General features: G+C 34.8%; 17 protein-coding genes. 15 read left to right on the top strand and 2 right to left on the bottom strand.

Annotated features, from left to right (window positions below):
• Positions 1–30 precede the first annotated feature (30 nt).
• From UH7x_RS18765 to UH7x_RS18780, 4 genes are all read left to right on the top strand, one after another.
• Positions 31–864, top strand: a complete 834-nt coding sequence (locus tag UH7x_RS18765; protein WP_482361462.1) for a VOC family protein — start codon at positions 31–33, stop codon at positions 862–864.
• Positions 865–926: 62 nt separating this feature from the next.
• Positions 927–2,045 (top strand): serine hydrolase domain-containing protein, encoded by a 1,119-nt coding sequence (locus UH7x_RS18770; protein ID WP_482361463.1) that lies wholly within the window; start codon positions 927–929, stop codon positions 2,043–2,045.
• 65 nt (positions 2,046–2,110) lie between these two features.
• Positions 2,111–2,506 carry an RDD family protein gene (locus UH7x_RS18775; protein WP_482361464.1) on the top strand — a complete coding sequence of 132 codons (396 nt, stop codon included), beginning with the start codon at positions 2,111–2,113 and terminating at the stop codon, positions 2,504–2,506.
• Positions 2,507–2,919: 413 nt separating this feature from the next.
• Positions 2,920–4,437: an FG-GAP repeat domain-containing protein gene (locus tag UH7x_RS18780; RefSeq protein ID WP_482361465.1), complete on the top strand. Its 1,518-nt coding sequence runs from the start codon at positions 2,920–2,922 to the stop codon at positions 4,435–4,437.
• 96 nt (positions 4,438–4,533) lie between these two features.
• On the opposite strand, the gene UH7x_RS18785 is transcribed toward UH7x_RS18780, so the two are convergent.
• On the bottom strand, positions 4,534–5,232 hold the full coding sequence (locus UH7x_RS18785; RefSeq protein WP_482361466.1) for a hypothetical protein: 699 nt from the start codon (positions 5,230–5,232) through the stop codon (positions 4,534–4,536).
• Between the two features lie 224 nt (positions 5,233–5,456).
• Here UH7x_RS18785 and UH7x_RS18790 point away from each other — a divergent pair, with 224 nt between their 5' ends.
• Together UH7x_RS18790 and UH7x_RS18795 are read left to right on the top strand one after the other, a co-directional pair.
• Entirely contained in the window at positions 5,457–6,413 is a 957-nt protein-coding gene (locus UH7x_RS18790; protein WP_482361467.1) for a YHYH protein, read from the top strand.
• 102 nt (positions 6,414–6,515) lie between these two features.
• Positions 6,516–6,746, top strand: coding sequence for a CDGSH iron-sulfur domain-containing protein (locus tag UH7x_RS18795; RefSeq protein WP_482361468.1), 231 nt, complete (start codon positions 6,516–6,518; stop codon positions 6,744–6,746).
• A gap of 51 nt (positions 6,747–6,797) precedes the next feature.
• On the opposite strand, the gene lpdA is transcribed toward UH7x_RS18795, so the two are convergent.
• Positions 6,798–8,198 carry a dihydrolipoyl dehydrogenase gene (gene lpdA, locus UH7x_RS18800; RefSeq protein ID WP_482361469.1) on the bottom strand — a complete coding sequence of 467 codons (1,401 nt, stop codon included), beginning with the start codon at positions 8,196–8,198 and terminating at the stop codon, positions 6,798–6,800.
• A gap of 132 nt (positions 8,199–8,330) precedes the next feature.
• Here lpdA and nhaC point away from each other — a divergent pair, with 132 nt between their 5' ends.
• The 9 genes from nhaC (at position 8,331) to lolA1 (ending at position 17,379) form a co-directional block, all read left to right on the top strand.
• Positions 8,331–9,800: a Na+/H+ antiporter NhaC gene (gene nhaC / locus UH7x_RS18805; RefSeq protein WP_482361470.1), complete on the top strand. Its 1,470-nt coding sequence runs from the start codon at positions 8,331–8,333 to the stop codon at positions 9,798–9,800.
• A 232-nt stretch (positions 9,801–10,032) separates the two neighbouring features.
• A complete protein-coding gene (locus UH7x_RS18810; protein ID WP_482361471.1) occupies positions 10,033–10,677 on the top strand; it encodes a peroxiredoxin in 645 nt (214 codons plus the stop codon).
• 57 nt (positions 10,678–10,734) lie between these two features.
• Complete coding sequence (locus UH7x_RS18815; protein WP_482361472.1) at positions 10,735–11,049, top strand: thioredoxin family protein; 315 nt, start codon at positions 10,735–10,737, stop codon at positions 11,047–11,049.
• Complete coding sequence (locus UH7x_RS18820) at positions 11,030–11,287, top strand: DUF6952 family protein (RefSeq protein WP_482361473.1); 258 nt, start codon at positions 11,030–11,032, stop codon at positions 11,285–11,287. The genes UH7x_RS18815 and UH7x_RS18820 overlap by 20 nt, the downstream gene beginning before the upstream one ends.
• A 118-nt stretch (positions 11,288–11,405) precedes the next feature.
• Positions 11,406–11,912 carry a thiol peroxidase gene (gene tpx, locus UH7x_RS18825; protein ID WP_482361474.1) on the top strand — a complete coding sequence of 169 codons (507 nt, stop codon included), beginning with the start codon at positions 11,406–11,408 and terminating at the stop codon, positions 11,910–11,912.
• On the top strand, positions 11,905–12,267 hold the full coding sequence (locus tag UH7x_RS18830; RefSeq protein ID WP_482361475.1) for a diacylglycerol kinase: 363 nt from the start codon (positions 11,905–11,907) through the stop codon (positions 12,265–12,267). Before tpx ends, UH7x_RS18830 begins: the two co-directional genes overlap by 8 nt.
• A gap of 42 nt (positions 12,268–12,309) precedes the next feature.
• A complete protein-coding gene (locus UH7x_RS18835; RefSeq protein ID WP_482361476.1) occupies positions 12,310–14,232 on the top strand; it encodes an LTA synthase family protein in 1,923 nt (640 codons plus the stop codon).
• Between the two features lie 113 nt (positions 14,233–14,345).
• The gene (locus UH7x_RS18840; protein ID WP_482361477.1) at positions 14,346–16,727 is read left to right on the top strand and encodes an FtsK/SpoIIIE family DNA translocase; all 2,382 of its coding nucleotides are present in this window, start codon (positions 14,346–14,348) and stop codon (positions 16,725–16,727) included.
• Positions 16,728–16,737: 10 nt separating this feature from the next.
• Positions 16,738–17,379, top strand: coding sequence for an outer membrane lipoprotein periplasmic chaperone LolA1 (gene lolA1 / locus UH7x_RS18845; RefSeq protein ID WP_482361478.1), 642 nt, complete (start codon positions 16,738–16,740; stop codon positions 17,377–17,379).
• The last annotated feature ends 54 nt before the right edge of the window (positions 17,380–17,433 follow it).

Genomic DNA, 17,433 nt, shown 5'->3' on the forward strand with positions numbered 1-17,433 from the left:
CAGTGTTCCAAAAGAAATCACCCATTTAAAATGAACCAACATAAGTATTTTATAATTTTAGTTTTACTCTTTGGCTTATCGACTTGCAAAAATGTAAAAAGCGAAAAAAGCACGGATAAAACGGCTACACCTATTACCACAGACTTACAAGTGGATCATTTTAATATTTGGGTAGCAAACCCAACCAAGGCAAAAGAAAAATTGCAAGCTATTGGATTTAATGCAGTACCCGATTCACTATCACAAGTCCATACCGGACAAGGAACAGCTGGCAGGTATTTCAATTTTTTAAATGGTTATCTCGAATTGATTTTTGTTTATGACCAAAACGAGTTGGAGGAAAATAACGAACTCAACAAAGATTTAGATTTTACCGAAAGAGCAAACTTCGAAAAAAATGGAGCCTCCCCTTTTAGTATTGCACTCAAAATAAAAGATTATGAAGTAGAAAAAATTCCGTTTGAAAAAGTCAAGTACCACCAAGAATGGATGGAAGAAAATACCAACATATATTCCGCTAAAAACTCCAAAATACATCTGAACGAACCGTCTATTTTTGTGGTGTATCCAGAAATTGAAGCCGATACCTTTGAAACAATAGCAGACTTAAAAAACATTCCCGAGGAATATGCATTATGGCGCGAATTTTTTAAACATCCCAACGGAGCACAAAAGGTAACCAAGCTAGTTATTACGGCAACCGATGTAGACTTAAAATCCGAAACAATAAAAGCGGTGAACCAAATTGAAAACACCACAATAAAAAATGGAAAAGCACATTTAATGGAGCTCTATTTTGATAATAATAGTCAAGGAAAATCATTCGATTTAAGACCAGAATTACCATTACTAATTTATCTGTAACGAGAGAGAAAACGTATCGTAACTATTTAATAAACAAGCTACATACTAAATCTAGAGAAACCATGAACAAATTAATAGTGCTACTTTGTGTTATTATTTTTGCTTCGTGTGAAACGAAGTACAAAAGTACTACCGTTAAAATTACGCAATCGGAGCAACCCCCGAATTCTGTTTTTGAGCAACAAATAGATTCTTTACGAAAAGCATATAAAATTCCAGGTATTAGTATCGGTGTATCTAAGAAAGATTCCATACACCTTAGTAGAGGTTTTGGATTGGCGGACAGAGCTGAGGAAATTCCAATGACAGGCGATACACCTTTGCGAATAGCTTCTTTAACCAAACCTATTTTTTCAACAATCTTGATGCAATTAGTAGCAGAAAAAATGATTGATTTAGACTGGAAAATTAAGAACTATTACCCCGACTATATTCGAACCTGCAAACGAACATTAGCCTATTTTAATGATGAAATGCCGGAATATTCGTTTCTCTTGGACAACTATAATCCGGAACGCGATGACATCGTATTAAAACATCATCTTTCGCATACCGCTGAAAATATTCCGGGTACCGGTTATAAATACAATGGCTTTCTCTTTGGAATGCTATCTGGTGTTGTGGAACATGTAACCCACCTGACATTTGATGAATTGGTAGATAGTTTGGTTATTAAAAAGCTGAACTTAAAAAATTCAGCTTCCTCACAATTAGACAAATCAAAAAAATTAGTTTTAGAAAAAATTGCTTTGCCCTACACAACAGATGCTGGAGGTTATTTTAAAAGAAGTGAATTTCCGCGTCTTCCATTAAACGCTGGCGCTGGACTAGTTTTTTCCGCTAAAGACTTATTACTATTTGATAAGGCTTTTAACAATAATATCGTAATTTCAAAAGAAAGTAAAGCGAAGGTTTTAAAACCATATCAATTGTCAGATAAAAGTCTTTCACCGTACGGTTATGGATGGTTTATTCAGAAATACAAAGGGCATACTTTAGTTTGGCACTATGGCTTACAACCTAACGCTTATTCGGGGCTATACCTTAAAGTGCTTGAAAAGGATTTGACATTCGTGATTTTAGCAAACAGCCAAAACCTAAGTAACCCTTTTAATTTAGGCAAAGGGAATGTTTTAAATTCAAAGTTTGCGATGGCATTTTTAGACGGATTCTTAAATTAAGAATAAAACAAAATACGGCTGGCAAAACGATTTGAAAAACATAGACAGGATTAATACTTTTTAATATGAAAAGAGAATATGCAATTTTACCAAGCAGAATAAAAGCAGCAGTAATTGATAGTATTATTCTAATTGCTGCAATGTACGCTGTATCCGAAATTTTAAATCTTTTTGAGAATGTTCCGAACTACGTACGAATTATACTAGCGGTAATTATATTTCTACTCTACGACCCTTTTTTCACGAGTCAATACGGCGGCACAATCGGACATTCGTATAGTAAAATTACAGTTCGAAAAGATAACGACAGGGATAGTTTTATTAGTCTACCAGCAGCCATCGTACGTTTCATATTCAAAGTATTCTTAGGCTGGATTTCATTGTTGACTACAACGGCTAATACTAAGAGAAAAGCTATTCATGATTTTGTTGCTAACTCTGTTGTTCTAAACGAGAAATAAAGAAAAGCAGACTTCGAAAAAGTAAAAAGCGTTGCCAGCAAATTACAAAACACAAAAAAGCCCTAAGCATAAATTCTTAGGGCTTTTTCTACACTAATTATTTGAAGGAATTACTTTCCACCATCTAATTTTTCTTGTAACTTTTTTAATTCATCCTATTTGCAAGCTTTACTTGTTTTTGTAAAGAACCTAGTTTATGCAATGTATTCTTACAATTCGATCTGAACACTACCGCTTTTAAACAGGAAATTTACAGCCCAAATTTCAGAAAAACTAGCAGTTAATATCCCCTAAAATGCATTGCTTGCAGCGTTACTAAAATAAATTCAGCACAAAAAGCTATCTTTATATGGGAGGCTTACCGCTAATAACAGCAGCTAAAATTGAGAGAATGCGTACTTAAATAGAACGTTATGAAATATCAAAAACTATTTTTTATTTTTTTGACATTGTTACTAATCATTTTTTCGTGTAGTGAAAGTGACGCTCCCATTGACGTAGAAAAGAAGGAAATAGAAAAAACACAATCAGATGAAAAAGAATTACTAACACTAGTTTTAGCATATAAAAATGTAGATTATGATACAAATATAAACAGTACAACTATTGTCAATAGTACAGCATTGCCATTTCCAACAGAACATGTATCAGTTAAATCTATTCAGGTTTCGCAAAATTCAACAATTAATTTATCCATAAATCAAATCTTTGAGCTGGCCAATAGTCCTTTCAATATTATTGTTACTGCTGAAGATGGAAGCACTAATAATTATTCTTTAGAACTTATTAAGGATAAAGGATTAAATATAAGTCTAAATGAAAATATCGAAAATGGAAGTTCATATAGTTTACAAAGTTCAGATGTATATGTTGATGGGGCACAGTTAACTCAAGATTTCGATAGGTTTCATATAAAAGCATACGCAGATTTTAATACTGACGGAAATACAGATGTACTTGTTTCGAGCGGTCTATTCCAAAGTTTCGAATTTTCTCCAATAAAATTATTCCTCGGCGACGGAACAGGAGTTAATACTAATTATTGCGAATGTGGTGGTGCTTGTGCTGGATTTTCATGTGCTAGTTTTACAGAAATGTTAAACGCACTACCTAACGGTTATGAAGGATTACAACATCCAAGAAAAATTCTAACGGGAGATTATAACGGGGATAACCTTATAGATGCATTTATAATAGGACATGGTTATGATGCTGTTCCGTATCTGGGGGAATCACAGATACTACTTTTAAATAATGGGAATGGTTTTAACTATCAAAAACTTAATACCATTTCTGGTTTCTATCATGGTGGTTCTTCTGCTGATTTTGATAATGATGGTGATTTGGATATTTTTATAATCGGTGTTCCAAGTACAGAAGAATCGTTGTTTTTGATTAATGATGGTTTGGGAAATTTTACACCAACAACTGAATTCATTGCTGAAGAATTTCATCACAATACGAATTATTATACATCGGAATTCATCGATATTAATTCAGATGGTTTTATTGACTTGGTATTGGCTGGACACGAACACCAAGGATCAAGTTCATTAATTTTGTGGGGCAATAGTTCTGGTAAGTATTATAAAGATTTAAGCAGTGCTATACCGGCAGTAAGTGGCTATAATATTGTTGTAGATATCGATGCTATAGACTTTGATAATGATGGTGACAAAGATTTAATACTAAACAGAGTTGATTCGAATAACTTTTATCAAAATTTTTATTTACAGATTGTTGAGAATGAAGAAAATAGTACTTTTTTAGACATTACTAGTACGTCAATTTCTAATAATTCAGGAGAAAATTGGTTTATCTGGGTACATATTCAAGATTTAAATAATGATGGAAATTCAGACATATATCTCGAAAATGATCATTTAAATAATCTAAAATGGTTTGGAGATGGTACTGGGAATTTTAATTAAAATATCTTTCTGCAAACCTGCACATCTATTACAAAACACAAAAAAGCCCTAAGCATAAATTCTTAGGGCTTTTTCTACACTAATTATTTGAAGGAATTACTTTCCACCATCTAATTTTTCTTGTAACTTTTTTAATTCATCCCATTTTCCAGCATTGGCAAGCTTCGCTTGTTTTGGCCAAGAACCTGGTTTGTGCATTGTATAACGAGGACCAGCTTCTTTAAGAATGGCTTCTAAAGATTTTACACTTGCTTTACCTAAAAGTGCAAAAGTACCAATACCTTTTTCAGTTAAAATTGAAGCTATTTTTGGACCAACACCTTCAATCTTTTTTAAATCATCTTTTTTAGCTTTCGCTACAACTTTCTTAGCAGCAGGTTTCTTAGCAGCTGGCTTTTTTGCAACTACCTTTTTTGCAGCCGGTTTTTTGGCAGCTGGCTTTTTAGCAGCTTTTTTTACAGGTTTCTTTTTTTCTGGCAATGCGCTTAAATCAACAACGCTATTGTCTATATCTGCATAAGGAGATGGTACATAAGCATCAGCAGCATGGTCGTTAAACCATCCTTTGTCTTCACTTAAGTAACGAAACTGGTAACTTTTACCATTCTCTAGTTCAATAGTCTTAACAAAAGAACTACCTTTTTTTTCCATTTGACAAGAACTATCATTTGTTTGCCAATTATTAAAATCGCCTAACAATAAAACGTTAGCCGAACTTGGAGCTTCATTTTTTGCAACTGTAAAAGTCACTAAAGTTTGTGACCCTTTACTTTTTGATTTTTTTACCAATGCCATTATTATAGTATTTATATACTTCACAAAATTAACATAGAAAACATTCAAAGTCAATACCTTACCAAAACAAAATGTCCATTTTGCACATTATAATGAAGTTCCTAATATAATCGGTTTTATTATCAGAATTTAGCATCGAATGTTTATGTATATTTATAATCTCGCATTATATAAGTCCTTCTAAATTAGGCCCTTTTGTTCAATATAATTCTAAACCCCTAAAAATGAAGAAATCCGCACTTTTATTACTAGCCGTTACGCTACTTTTTTCATGTAAGTCAAATCAAAAAAAGAATGATGTTGAAACTGCTGGTACTGAGATAAAAACGGTTACCGTAAACAAAGATTTTTTTATCGCGGAAAATATTATAGGTAATATAAAAGAAGAAAAAGTAAACCTAAATGGAGTAGAAACGCTTTGCTATATTATTAAAACTAATTCACAGGCAACAGAGCACCAAATGGGTCCTTGGTGTCCGCGCCATATTGATGAGGGAAAAGAGAAAGGTGGCTTATGGTTTAGCGATGGAAATGTATATGATGTAACTGGTCATTTTATTGCAAAGCTCGATGAGTTTTATAAAGATGAAAAGTGGAAATTATATCGCGAAGATGGTTCTATAAAAGTTACCGAATCTAAAGAAGCTTGTTTAGGAGCTGCGAAACCAGACGTTGAAGAAGCATACCAAAATCATTGTGTAGAGTGTTTACCAGAATACTTTAAGCATCAGATAACAACATATACAATACCTGTAACACCAACTTATCAAGAAACTTCGCAACGTTTTGGAAGAGGCGGAATTGGTCTTGCATTTAACGGTGTAAAATTTGACCCTCCTGCCCCAACGGAAGCTATATTAGCGGCACACACACTTGCACCATTAGACGATCATGGTGGTCATGTGAATCCGCATGGTGGTTATCACTACCATGCTGTAACTGGCTCCACAAAGGAAGTTGAACAACCCGATGTACATTCCCCAATAATCGGTTATGCTATTGATGGATTTGGAATTTATGCATTAGCAGACAAAGACAAACATATGCCTTCAAATTTAGATGATTGTGGTGGACATACAGACGCCACTAGAGGATATCATTACCACGCTGGAACTCCAGGAGGTAATCAGATTATTAAATGTTTGCACGGTGTACCTGGGAAAATAACGCTGCAAGAATAAACATTTACAACACACCTATTTGGACTCAGTACAAATTAATTCGCTAGACTGAAAACGGGAAAAGTTTGCACTATTTTTAAGGCTCTAACTAGAAATAAAAAAATGAGCGATACAAAATTTTCTCCCATAGCTTGCGAATTAGAAGCAGGTAAAAAATACGCTTGGTGCACCTGTGGCCATAGCGAAACACAACCATTTTGCAATGGAGCACACCGTGAAGCAAAAGCAACACCACCATTAAAATTTGAAGTTGCAGAAGACAAAAAAGTACATTTGTGTACCTGCAAGCTTACCAGTAATCCGCCCTATTGCGACGGAACTCATAAAAACTAAAAAAGGCTGTCTTAAAAGACAGCCTTTTTTTATAATCAAATTATTGTAAACTTAAACGTGTAACGCTCTATCGTCAGTTGCAGCTAATGCAGCTTCTTTAATCGCTTCTGCAAATGTTGGATGCGCGTGAGACATACGAGAGATATCTTCAGCACTAGCACGATATTCCATCGCTACAACAGCTTCAGCAACTAAATCTGCGGCCCTTGCTCCTACCATATGAAATCCTAAAATTTCATCGGTATTCTTATCAGCCAATATTTTTACAAAGCCATCTAAATCCATACTCGCACGCGAACGTCCTAAAGCACGCATTGGAAATTGCCCTATTTTATAAGCAACACCAGCTTCTTTTAACTGCTCTTCGGTTTTACCAACAGCAGCAACCTCTGGCCATGTATACACTACACCGGGAATTAAATTATAATCGATATGCGGTTTTTGACCCGCTATTGTTTCCGCAACAAAAGTTCCTTCTTCTTCGGCTTTGTGGGCTAACATCGCTCCTTTAATAACATCACCAATGGCATAGATATTAGCAGTAGAAGTTTGCAAATGTTCGTTAACTTCTATTTTTCCTCTTTCATCTATTTTCACCCCTGCCGCTTCAGCATTCAATCCATCGGTATACGGTTTTCTTCCAACAGAAACTAAACAATAGTCTCCTTTAAATTCAACCTCGTTACCTTTTTTATCATCAGCTTTAACAATAACTTCATTGCCTTTACGCTCAACAGATTTTACTTTATGAGATAGCGCAAATTTCACTTTTTGCTTTTTTAATACTTTCATCAATTCCTTAGAAAGTGAAGCATCCATAGTAGGAATAATGCGATCCATATACTCTACTACAGTAACTTCTGCTCCTAATCTTTTGTATACTTGGCCAAGTTCTAAACCGATAACACCACCACCAATAACAATCATATGCTTTGGAATCTCTTTAAGCTCCAAGGCTTCTGTAGAAGTTATGATACGTTCTTTGTCTAATTTAATAAATGGCAACGTAGATGGTTTACTACCCGTAGCAATAATGATATTTTTAGCTTCGATAGTTTCCGTCTTCTTTCCTTTTATTTCGATATGCGCAGCATCTTTAAAGCTACCAACACCTTCATAGATATCAATCTTATTCTTATCCATTAAGAATTTCACCCCTGCGCAAGTTTGGTCAACCACAGCTTGCTTACGGCTTATCATTTTCTTTAAATTCACTTTTATTTCACCAGGTATTTCAATACCATGATCATCAAAATGTTTAATAGCCGACTCGTAATGATGCGAAGAATCGAGCATAGCTTTAGACGGAATACATCCTACATTAAGACACGTACCTCCTAAAGTTGAATATTTTTCTATAATTGCTGTTTTCATTCCTAATTGTGCACAACGTATAGCTGCTACATAACCTCCGGGCCCTGAACCGATAATGGCCACATCGTATTGACTCATAATTTGGTGTTTTAATTGAATTTCAAAATTACTACTATTTCGAATAGTATTAAAGTTTAAGGCAATTCTATTCCAAGTTTGCACGCCACAGGCCAAAATCGTAATATTACAAACAAGAGACTGATTCAAAATATGAGTGAAAAAGAATTTGCAGAACATCGTGAAGATGAACATATAGTGGAAAACAAAGAACTAAGCCTTTTGGAAGCCTTTATTCCTGTTGTGTTATTAATGATTATGCTAGCTTACAATATCTTTTTTGCCGATGGAGAGGCTTTAGGCACATATTCAAATCAGTTTATTCTCTTAATAGGTGGCGGTATTGCAGCAATTGTTGGTTTTTTTAATAGAACAACACTAAAAACGATGCTTGCTGAAATTTGGGAAAACCTACGCAGTGTTTTTGTTCCAATCATGATTTTGTTCTTGGTAGGTGCATTAGCAGGAACTTGGCTCGTTAGCGGTATTATACCGGCAATGGTTTATTACGGATTAAAAGTATTGAGTCCCGAAATATTTTTACCTGCTTCAGTAATAATCGCAGCATTAATATCTATAGCCACGGGAAGTTCGTGGACTACTTCTGCCACCGTTGGTATTGCTTTAGTTGGAATTGGGTCTGCATTGGGTATTCCTGCGGGAATAATTGCCGGTGCAGTTATATCTGGCGCTTATTTCGGAGATAAAATGTCTCCCTTAAGTGATACTACCAACTTAGCACCTGCTATGGCCGGTACCGATTTATTTACACATATTCGCTATATGGCGCTTACCACAGTGCCATCTATAGTAATCACGCTAATTGTTTTTACAATCTTAAGCATGAATATTGCAACTAATGGTTCAGCGAATGTCGATAATCTGCTCGCTACCATTGAATCCACTTTTAATATTACGCCATACCTCTTTATCGTACCGGTATTGGTGATCATTTTAATTTTGTTTAAGACAAAACCATTAATTGCCTTAGGAGTTGGTGTTGGTGCGGCTGCAATTTGTGCCATGATTTTTCAAACGGATATATTATTACAGATATCAGAAAATGAATCGACGGCTTTATTCAGAGCAATTTTTACAGACACACAGATAGTTACTGAAAATGAAAAACTAAACGATTTATTTAGCGCCGGAGGTATGGAGGGCATGCTTTGGACAATTTACTTAATATGTTGTGCAATGGTCTTTGGTGGTGTTATGGATGGTATAGGAGCGTTGTCGCGAATTACTAGCGCATTACTTTCCGTAGCCACTACAATATTTGGACTTTTCGCAAGTACGGTTATTAGTTGTTTGGGATTAAATATTATCGCCAGCGACCAATATTTGGCATTAGTAATTCCGGGCAAAATGTTTAAGAAAGCATACGAAGATAAAGGCCTAGCTCCTGAAAACCTTAGTCGAACTTTAGAAGATTCGGGTACCGTTACCTCTGTACTTATTCCATGGAATACTTGTGGCGCATATCAGTCGGGAGTTTTGGGTGTTGGTGTAGGTGAATATTTTATTTATGCTATATTCAATTGGCTAAGTCCGATTACAACACTGCTTTTTGCTGCATTTAGCATTAAAATTCGAATGCTAGCCACAAAAGTTTCAAAATAAATTTTCTCATCGAAATTCCTCAATTTTCAACATCGAAATTTTTTAAGGAACAATTTGTCTATATCCTATATTTAAACTTGTTTTTTTAGAGATTTAACACTTTACGCATCGCTTTTCAGTAGCATATATAAACCTTATTGGAACATCGATTTTTTGAATACTATTACTGGTTTAAAAGCTACTAATGAAATAATTTTGTTACTAGAAAATAACAACAATTAAAATATTTCACATGAGTATTGTAGGTAAAAAATTCCCCAATTTGGCAGTAAATGCAATGAATGATTTGGGCGATACATTTAAATTAAATGTATTAGAGGAAGCTCAAAAAAACAATAAAAAAGTATTGCTTTTTTGGTACCCAAAAGATTTCACATTTGTATGTCCGACTGAATTACATGCGTTTCAGGCTGCATTAGGTGAGTTTGAAAAAAGAAATACCGTAGTTATCGGTGCATCTTGTGATACTGCAGAAGTACACTTTGCATGGTTAAATACAGCTAAAGATAATGGTGGTATCGAAGGTGTTACGTATCCGATATTAGCAGATAGCAACAGAAACCTAGCCAATACATTAGGTATATTGGATATTTCTGATGAACAGTACAATGAAGAAACTGGTGTAGTTGAAGTAGAAGGAGATAACGTAACATACCGTGCTACATATTTAATTGATGAAGAAGGAACTGTTTTTCATGAAGGTGTAAACCACATGCCATTAGGTAGAAATGTAAATGAATTTATTCGTTTAGTTGATGCTTATACACATGTACAAGAAAAAGGTGAAGTATGTCCTGCAAATTGGGAAGAAGGTAAAGAAGCAATGACTGCCGATAGAAACGGAGTTGCGAATTACTTAGCAGTTCAACAAAACTAAATTTAATAGATATTGTCACCAGTTTATTGCTGGTGACAATTTTTAAATAGCACAATTATGGTACTAGAACTAGAACAAGATAATTTACAAGAAATAGTAGCTAAGAATGACAATGTAGTTGTTCAATATTCTGCAGGTTGGTGTGGAAATTGTCGTATAATGAAGCCAAAATTCAAAAAAGAAGCAACTTTAAACGAAGCTGTAACTTTTGTTCTTGTGGATGCAGAAAAATTCCCAGAATCTAGAAAAATGGCGAACGTTGACAACCTACCTACTTTTGCTGCTTTCACAAAAGGAGCATTAAAAAATCAGGTCCAAACTAATAAATACGACGTTTTAAAAGAACTGATACATGAAGTTACCAGTAATTAAGCATTTAACGAATTTCATAGAGAATAATGATGAGGACTATTTGGTTGAAACAATTGAAACCTTAGAAGACCTTACTGAATTGAATTCTTTAAAAGATGAAGAACTTGATGTTATTGGCGAATTAATATCAAACATGTATGGCGCTTTAGAAGTGCATAAATCTGTAAAAGAAGGCAAACCTAAAAAGGAAGCTTTAAATGATTTTATGCAACGTGTAATGGGCGCTATTGATAATTAGAGCAATCCAATAATCATTATAATATATGAGCCTGCCTTTTTATGGTAGGCTTTTTATTTTAAGAAGTTCTTAGAATCTATTAATATTTTTTAATTTCACAAAAAATTAAAACCTCAATATGGCATCATTAACTTTACATGGTAATGCAATTACCTCAATAGGTACATTACCAGCAGTTGGCAGTACAGCCCCAGAATTTAATTTAACGAAAGGCGATTTATCTGCGGCAACTTTAGCTGATTTTAAAGGAAAAAAAGTTGTTTTAAACATTTTTCCAAGTGTAGACACAGGTACTTGTGCACAGTCTGTTCGTCAGTTTAACAAAGAAGCTTCAGGATTAGAAAACACAGTTGTACTTTGTATTTCTAAAGATTTACCATTTGCACAAGCTCGTTTTTGTGGTGCTGAAGGCATCGAAAATGTTGAAATGCTATCTGATTTTAGAGATGGTAATTTTGGCGAAGCATACAAGGTTGCATTCAATACAGGCCCTTTAACGCCTTTACATTCAAGAGCCGTGGTAGCACTTGATACCGACGGAAAAGTAATCTATTCGGAACAAGTTGGTGAAATAGTAGATGAACCCAATTATGAGGCAGCAATCAACGCATTAAAGAATGCCTAAAGAATCATTTTTAGTAAACCGAATCAAAAGTGTGGGTTTCGCAATGAAGGGCGCTCTGCTTTTGATTCGTACTGAAGCAAGTATTAAAATTCAAGTGTGCATTGCTTTAATAATGACCGGTCTTGGATTCTATTTTGATATTTCAAATACAGAATGGATTCTTCAAATCATAGCAATTTCATTAGTAATGGGCGTTGAAGGTGCCAATACTGCCATTGAAAAAATCTGTGATTTTATACATCCCGATTTTAATTCTAAAATCGGTTTTATAAAAGATGTTTCTGCGGGTGCGGTTATGTTAGTTTCAATTGGTGCAACGATTATCGGTTTCATTATTTACCTTCCAAAAATATAGTAAAGGGTTAGTTATTTAATCCTTTTTGAGTGTAAAACAATTATGGACAAATCCTTCCGCATACAGGAATATAAGATTTTAGCCTACCGTCTTTTATTGGCCTATTTCTTCTATTTTGTTGCACGCGTTATCTTCTACATCTACAATCAAGATTTAATAGCTATAGATTCTATTACTAGTTTTTTAGAATTGTGTGTTCTTGGTTTAACGTTTGATACCACTGCAATTTTATACACCAACCTTCTCTTTATACTTCTTAGTGTATTACCGCTCACAATCAACACTTTAAGGAATTATCAGAAGGTGCTATTTTGGATTTACATTATTCCAAACTTAATTGCATTTGCTACTAATTTTATTGATTTTGCTTATTATCGCTTCACCTTTGCCAGAGCCTCAATGGCTTCATTGGAGTCCATTAATAACGAACCTAACAAATCGGGATTACTATTTTCGTTTGTAGGTGATTATTGGCACATATTTCTACTATTTGCTATTTGTGCTTTTTTCTGGGTAAAGCTGTACAAACGAAAAAGTTTGATTCCAATTCAGAATTACAATCGCATAAAATACTTCTCTTTTTCAATTCTTGCTTTTATACTCATTGGTGTTTTAATTGTAGGTGGAATTCGTGGTGACTTTAAACACAGTACACGACCGATTACACTTATTGATGCCAGTAGACATGTTGATATGCCGGAATACGCCAACATCGTATTAAACACGCCCTTTAGCATTATTAGAACTTATGGGAATAACAATTTTGAAAAAAAGACTGGGGTATCAGAAGCAGTAATAGAAAAGGCGTTCCATCCTATAAAAGAGTACAGACGAGCGGTTGATAAGAAACCGAATATTGTTTTAATAATCTTAGAAAGCCTTAGTCGAGAATACATTGGTAGTTTTAATAAGGAGATGGGTATTAATGATTATGTTGGGTACACTCCATTCATAGATTCTTTAGCTGGTCACAGTTTAATTTTTCCGAATGCCTATACAAATGGAAGAAAATCCATTCATGCGATGTCTTCGATATTGGCTGGTATACCTTCTTTTAAAACTGCGTATACCTCCTCCCCGTTCGCTACACAAAAAACACAATCGTTAATATCAAGTCTTAATGAAATGGGATATGACACCTCATTTTTTCATGGAGCACCTAATGGATCTATGGGCTTTTCTGGTTACGCCAATATTCTTGGATTCGACCACTATTATGGCAAAACAGAATATAACAACGATGACGATTATGATGGCATTTGGGGCATTTGGGACGAACCTTTTCTTGGCTATGTAAATGAAGAATTATCAAAAAAACAAGAACCTTTTATGGGGACAGTTTTTACAGTTACCTCACATACACCCTATATCATTCCTGAAGCCTACGAAGGCAAATTCCCTGAAGGACATTTAGCAATGCATAAATGCGTAGGTTATACAGACCATGCGTTAAAGACATTTTTTGAAGCCGCATCTAAAGAACCTTGGTTTGAAAACACCATTTTTGTGATGACCGCAGATCATACTAATCAAATTTATTATGATGAATATTTAAAAATGGTAAATCGCTTTGCGGTTCCTATTTTATTTTATTCTCCGAATGAAAGCCTGTTGGGAGTTGATATGGATTTAGCAATGCAAATTGATATATACCCTACTCTTATGGATCTAACTGGGTACAACAAACCATTTAGAAGTTGGGGAAGAAGTTTAGTAAGTGACAGTATTCAAAAACCATACGCAATCGCCCATAACGGGTCTAATATGATGTTCATGCGCGATAGCCTTATCGGCGTTTTCTCAAATGACAACACCTTAGGGTTTTATAGTATAGATGATAAAGGATTAACCAAAAACTTAAAATCAGAACAGACAAAAGCAATGTCCGAAATTGAACAATTGGCACGTGGTTTTGAACAAGATTATATGAACCGAATTATAGAAGGCCAATTAAGTGCACAATAATAATCGAAAGTGTATTAAAAGCTAGCTTTCAAAAATTGGTAAAAAAGCAAAGAATATAAAACTTCCTAAAACAAAGGTTATTTGTATTTTTGTGATGAATACAACCCAAGTTAATGGCAAAAAAGAAAACGGTAAGAAGAAAAACTAAGCAAACTTCTACACCTAAAAAAAAGATTTCATTTAAGCCTTCGAAACAAAATAAGATTATTCTAGGTAGCCTTTTAATTCTACTTAGTATTGCCTTATTTTTTAGTTTCGCATCTTTCTATTTCACTTGGCAATTCGACCAGAGCCTACTGAATCAGTTTGGCGACCGTAATGCTGAAGCCGAAAATTTACTTCGGAAATTTGGCGCCAGCATAAGTCATATGGTAATGTACCGCGGCTTCGGTTTAGCATCTTTTATTCTTATCGGACTATTGTGTATTACAGGGCTATATTTATTCTTAAGTCTCGAAAAGAAAGGACTTTGGAAGAAATGGATTTGGGGATTAATTTTCATGATTTGGATATCTATCACCTTAGGTTTCTTTGCAATTGAACGTCCGTTATTGGGTGGAATGGTTGGCTATGAAATGAACGATTTTCTACAAGATTATACCGGCAAAATAGGCGTTATATTATTATTGCTTTTTGGTCTCGTTTTTATAATGGTTCGCCTTTTTAAATTTTCTCCGGAAGGTATTGGGAACTTTGTAAATAGTAAAAGTAAATCGATAGCATCTGAATTTAAGAAAACACCAAAGGCCGAAACCGATTCGGAAGAATCTAATGAAGAAATACTACTTACTCCTGAAAAAGTAGAACCTATTGTTGTAGACACTTACACCCATAAAAAGGATATTCCTAAAATTGAAAAAGAAGTTGAGCTAGAGATGCCTGTAGTGGCTCCTGTTGAAGAGGAAGAAGTATTAGATATGGAAGTGGCTAAAGTTACCGTGGAGCCTGAGGAAACAGATAACATTGCAGATAAGCTGGTTGAAGATTTCGGGGAGTTTGACCCAACTTTAGAATTAGGCAATTACAAATTTCCAACGATAGATTTATTAGAGCAACATGGTGTTAGTGGTAGCATAACTATAAATCAGGAAGAGTTAGAAGAAAATAAGACCAAGATTGTAGAGACACTGCGTAACTATAAAATTGGAATAGCGCAGATTAAAGCAACCATAGGTCCAACTGTAACACTTTATGAAATAGTGCCCGAAGCGGGTGTTCGAATTTCTAAAATAAAGAACCTAGAAGACGATATTGCACTTTCTTTAGCAGCCCTAGGTATTAGAATTATAGCTCCCATTCCTGGTAAGGGAACCATTGGTATTGAAGTGCCGAATAAAAATGCTACCGTTGTTTCAATGCGTTCGGTAATAGCAGCCAGCAAGTTTCAAAAAGCCGAAATGGAATTACCAATTGCTTTTGGTAAAACTATTAGTAACGAAACTTTTGTGGTTGATTTAGCAAAAATGCCGCACATGCTAATGGCAGGTGCCACTGGCCAAGGTAAATCGGTGGGACTTAATGCGGTACTTACTTCACTGCTTTATAAAAAACATCCGGCTGAAGTAAAGTTCATTCTTGTAGATCCAAAGAAAGTTGAATTAACACTTTATAATAAAATTGAACGTCATTTCTTAGCCAAACTACCAGATTCAGAAGAGGCAATTATAACGGATAATACTAAGGTAATACACACTTTAAATTCCCTTTGTATTGAAATGGACAATCGCTACGAATTGCTAAAAGCGGCAATGGTACGTAACATTAAGGAATACAATGTTAAGTTTAAATCTAGAAAGCTTAATCCGAATGACGGTCATAAATTCTTACCATATATCGTTGTTGTAATTGATGAGTTTGCCGATTTAATAATGACAGCAGGTAAAGAAGTAGAAACTCCAGTAGCTCGTTTGGCTCAATTGGCAAGAGCTATTGGTATTCACTTAATTATTGCCACACAAAGACCTTCTGTAAATGTAATAACAGGTATTATTAAAGCTAACTTCCCGGCACGTATTGCCTTTAGAGTTGCTTCAAAAATTGACTCCAGAACCATATTAGATGCGCAAGGTGCAGACCAACTAATAGGTCGTGGTGACATGCTATTTACACAAGGTAATGATGTGACACGTTTACAATGTGCTTTTGTTGACACTCCAGAAGTTGCCAAGATTACTGAATTTATAGGGTCTCAGAGAGCATATCCGAATGCACATGAACTTCCTGAATATGTTGGTGAAGACTCTGGCACAACTCTTGAGTTAGATAAAGCTGATCGCGATGCAATGTTTAAAGATGCTGCTGTAGTTATTGTAACTGCGCAACAAGGTTCAGCATCATTAATACAACGAAAACTAAAATTAGGTTATAACCGAGCTGGTAGAATTATTGACCAATTAGAGGCTGCAGGAATCGTGGGTCCGTTTGAAGGAAGCAAAGCAAGACAGGTATATGTACCTGATTTAATTGCTTTAGATGAATTATTAAAAAACGAATAAATCAATAAAAATGAAAAAGTTTTTATTTTTAATACTCTTAACAATTTCAACTGTAGCTTCGGCTCAGAATTCTGACAAAGCAAAGAATTTGCTTGATGAAGTTTATAATAAGGTGAAGAGCTACGATAATATTGTTGTTGACTTTAAGTACACTTTAAATAACACAGAAGCAGATATAAATCAGGAAACACGAGGGGAAGTTACTATGAAAGGTGATAATTATGTTGCTAATTTCTTTGGCGCAACCCAAATGTATGATGGCAAAAAGGTGTACACGATCACTCCTGAAAATGAAGAAGTGTCTATTGAAGATAAGTCTGATGACCCAAACGCCTTCTCCCCTTCCGAATTACTTACTTTTTATAAGCAAGGACAAACCTATTCTTGGGATATAGAACAAAACGTGCAAGGAAGAAAGATTCAATTCATAAAGCTAACGCCTATTGATACTGAATCTGAAATAGCTTCGCAATTATTGGGTATTGATGTAGAAACAAAACATATTCATAAATTGATAATGACAGGGAAAAACGGGACGAAGACAACGATTATTGTTAATTCTTTTAAAACGAATCTTCCATTGTCAGAAACCTTATTTACCTTTGATGAAGGCAAGTATGAAGCTGATGGCTTTTACATCATAAAAAACTAGTATTGAACTTGTCTTGAGTTCTTAATCTAACCTTGGTAAATTGCGGATTCTAGA

Source organism: Aurantibacter sp. UH7 (assembly GCF_056839165.1).